Genomic DNA, 3601 nt, shown 5'->3' on the forward strand with positions numbered 1-3601 from the left:
ATCACCGCCGCCTTGGAGGCGCCGTAGACGAAGCGGTTGGGCACCGCCACGACCGAGCCCGCCACCGAGGCCATGTTGATGATCGAGCCCGAGCCCTTGGCGATCATCCCCGGCAGGAAGGCGCGGATCATGCGATACATCGCCGTGACGTTGAGATCGAAGGAGAAGGCCCATTTCGCCTCGTCGCAATCGAGGATCGTGCCGTGCTCCACGAAGCCCGCGCAGTTGAAGAGCACGTCCGCGCCGCCGACCCGGTCGCGGAAGGCGGTGATCGCGGCGGCGTCGCGCACGTCGAGCAGCGCGGTCTCGAGCCCGTGGCCCTTCAGCTCCTCCAGCGCCTCGGCATTGATGTCGGTGGCCACCACATGGGCGCCCTCCTCGAACATCGCCAGCGCCGAGGCCCGGCCGATGCCCTGGCCCGCCGCCGTCACGACGCAGATCTTGTCCTTCAGTCGATCCATCCTGCCCCCCCGACGCTGTCCGGACTTGGGCGCCGGAACCCACAGCGGATAAACCCGCAGCCCGAACCGGATGTCCAGCGGTTTCTCCCCCCCGAAGGCCCCAATGCGAACCCACCCGCCTCCAGGCGCGGCACGCATCGCTTCTTCGCCCGCCTTCCGAAACCGGACGTCCCCGATTCCTTGCCCAAGGTCTTGTCTCAGGCACGTCCCCGGCACGTGGCCGAGGTTGACCGTGCGGGCGCCGACGATGCCGACGATCAGCAGGCAGAGCGGCACGAGACGGCTCCTGCCGAGCGCCATTTGCGGGCGCAGAAGGGTCGTGAGGGCGGTGATGGTCCGGTGCGGCATCGGGACGTTTCCTTGGTCGGACTCGTCCAGAGGATCACCGCATCCCGCCCTCAGCCAGCCCTGTCTTGTAGTATGGCGTTTCGGTTAACGCTCGAGTTTTTATGCAGTGATTTCAATAGGAAACCCGGATGTGCGCGCGCGCACATCGCCGCGATCCGTTCTGCGTGGAGCCGTTCTCAGGATCCGAAATGCGGTGCGAAGGCTTCGAAGACGGCCCGGTAGGTGTCGCGCTTGAAGGGCACGATGCGGCCGATCAGATCCTCGGGCGTCATCCAGGCCCAGCGGCTGAACTCGGGGTGCCGGGTGCGGATGTCGATCAGCGAATCCGGCCCCTCAAAGCGCATCAGGAACCAGCGCTGCCGCTGCCCGCGATAGCGGCCCTTCCAGATCCGCGGCACCAGATCGGCCGGCAGGTCATAGGTGATCCAGTCGGGCGTCTCGGCCAGGACCTCGACCGCCGCGGCCGGCACGCCGGTCTCCTCGCCGAGCTCGCGCAGCGCCGCCGCGAGCGGCGCCTCGCCCCGGTCGATGCCGCCCTGCGGCATCTGCCAGGCCGGCCCCGGATTGTCGATCCGCTGCCCGGCGAAGACCCGGTCCGCCGGATTGACCAGCACGACGCCCGCGCAGTCGCGGTAGGGCAGCGCGCAGATGTCCGGCGCCCCCGGCACGTCAGTTCTTCGCGGCGAGATAGGAAAGCCCCCGCAGGATGTCGATCGCATAGGAGAGCTGGTAATCCTCGGCGCGCATGCGCGCGGTCTCCTCCTTGCGGGCCCGGTCCTCCTCGAGGATCTTCTGCTCGTCCTCGGTCAGCGAATCGTTCTCCAGCGATCCGCGCAGATCCGCCTCGCTGCGCGAGGGCTGGAGATCCTCCGCCGCCTCCTCGGCCGCTTCGGCGACCTGCGGCTCCACGATGATGTCGGGCGCCACGCCCAGCGCCTGGATCGACCGGCCCGAGGGCGTATAATAGCGCGCCGTCGTCAGCCGCATCGCGCCATCGCCCTGCACCGGCATGATCGTCTGCACCGAGCCCTTGCCGAAGCTCTGGGTGCCGATGATCACCGCGCGGTGATGGTCCTTCAGCGCGCCGGCGACGATCTCCGAGGCGCTGGCCGAGCCGCCGTTGATCACCACGACCATGGGCTTGCCCTGGGCCAGATCGCCCGGCGTGGCGTTGTAGCGCTCGCTGTCGCGCGCGTCGCGGCCGCGGGTGGAGACGATCTCGCCCGATTCGAGGAAAGCGTCCACCACCGAGATCGCCTGGTTGAGAAGCCCGCCCGGATTGTTGCGCAGGTCGATGACGAAGCCGGTCACCTTGTCCATGCCGCCGGCCTCCTCGACCTTCTCGGCCAGCTGCTCCTCGAGATCGGGGAAGGTCTGCTCGTTGAAGGTCGTCAGCCGCAGCACCACCACGCCGTCCTCGATGCGCGACTTCACCGCCGCGATGGTGATCGTCTCGCGGGTGAGCACCACGTCGAAGGGCTCGTCCACGCCCTCGCGGCTGATGGTGACGGTGATGTCCGAGCCCACGGGGCCGCGCATCAGGTCGACCGCCTCGTTGAGCGTCAGCCCGAACACGGTCTCGCCGTCGACCTGGGTGATGAGGTCGCCCGGCTGGATGTCGGCGCGGTCGGCCGGCGTGCCCTCGATCGGGGAGACCACCTTGACGAAGCCCTCTTCCTGGGTGACCTCGATGCCGAGACCGCCGAACTCGCCCTTGGTCTGCACCTGCATGTCGTCGAATTCGTCCGGCGGCATGTAGCCCGAATGCGGGTCGAGATGGGTCAGCATGCCGTTGATGGCACTCTCGATCAGGTCCTTCTCGTCGACCTCCTCGACATAGGACGACCGCACCCGCTCGAAGATGTCCCCGAAGAGGTCGAGCTGCTCGTAGACCGTGCGCTCCTTGTCGGCCTCCTGCGCGACGATGGGGACCGCGAATTGCGCGGTCACGACCATGCCCGTGACGGCGCCGCCGATGCCTGCCAACCAGATCTTCTTCATGTGGCCGTCTTCCTATCCGTTCTCGCCAGCGAACCAGGGCCCCGGATCGACCGGCCCGCCGCCATGCCTAACCTCAATGTAGAGCGTTTCCAATGCTCCCGCGCCCGCATCCGCATCGGGCAGCATCACATATTCTTCAACTTCGAGGTTTCTTCCCCCCAGAAGCCCCAGAAGCTCGCCACGCGCCACCGGCGCCCCGGCCGAGACCGCGAGCTGCGCCAGCCCGGCCAGCACGATCAGCGTCCCGTCGTCGGCCTCGAGCACGACCACATAGCCGTATTCGAGGAAGGGGGCGGCATAGCGCACCATCGCATCGCTCGGCGCCTCGACCAGCGAGAGCGCCGGCGCCCCGAGGAGCAGCCCCGGGCGGCGCGCGCCCGAGGCGTCCGGCGCCTTGTAGCCGGCCAGCACCCGGCCGCGCACCGGCCAGAGCCAGTCGCCCGAAGCGGCCGCCTCCGCCCCGCCGCCGCCCGGCTGGCGCGCAAGCGCCGCGGCCAGCGCCGTCAGGGTCTCCGCGTCGCGCCCGGCCCGGAGCGCGGCCTCGGGCGGATCCTCGGCCCCGCGCCCCGCGATCGCCCCGCCGAGCTGGTCGCGCGCCGCCTCCAGCGCCGCGAGCCCCGAGGCGAGATCGGCGATGCCCTCGCGCTGCAGCGCCCGCGCCGTCTCGATCTCCCGAAGCGTGGCAGCGAGATCCGCGGCCTCCGCCTGCAGCGCCGGCGTCAGCCGCGCCAGCACCGCGCCGGCACGCGCCGCCGCCAGCGGCCCGGCGGGATGCATCATCTGCGCCGGTT

4 protein-coding genes are annotated in these 3601 nt (G+C 69.6%); all 4 read right to left on the reverse strand.

All coding sequences use genetic code 11. The features are described 5' to 3' along the window. Positions 1–461, reverse strand: a 461-nt coding sequence (locus V7050_RS19610) for an SDR family NAD(P)-dependent oxidoreductase (protein ID WP_324411098.1), incomplete at its 3' end; no start/stop codon positions are given. A 524-nt stretch (positions 462–985) separates the two neighbouring features. Beyond that, entirely contained in the window at positions 986–1477 is a 492-nt protein-coding gene (locus tag V7050_RS19615; RefSeq protein WP_324369011.1) for an RNA pyrophosphohydrolase, read from the reverse strand. A 1-nt stretch (position 1478) separates the two neighbouring features. Beyond that, positions 1479–2810 (reverse strand): S41 family peptidase, encoded by a 1332-nt coding sequence (locus V7050_RS19620; RefSeq protein ID WP_324369009.1) that lies wholly within the window; start codon positions 2808–2810, stop codon positions 1479–1481. A 12-nt stretch (positions 2811–2822) separates the two neighbouring features. Beyond that, a partial coding sequence (locus tag V7050_RS19625; RefSeq protein WP_324411099.1) for a murein hydrolase activator EnvC family protein occupies positions 2823–3601 on the reverse strand: 779 nt, incomplete at its 5' end.

The sequence above is a fragment of the Amaricoccus sp. genome (assembly GCF_036846665.1).
Taxonomy (GTDB): Bacteria; Pseudomonadota; Alphaproteobacteria; order Rhodobacterales; family Rhodobacteraceae; genus Amaricoccus.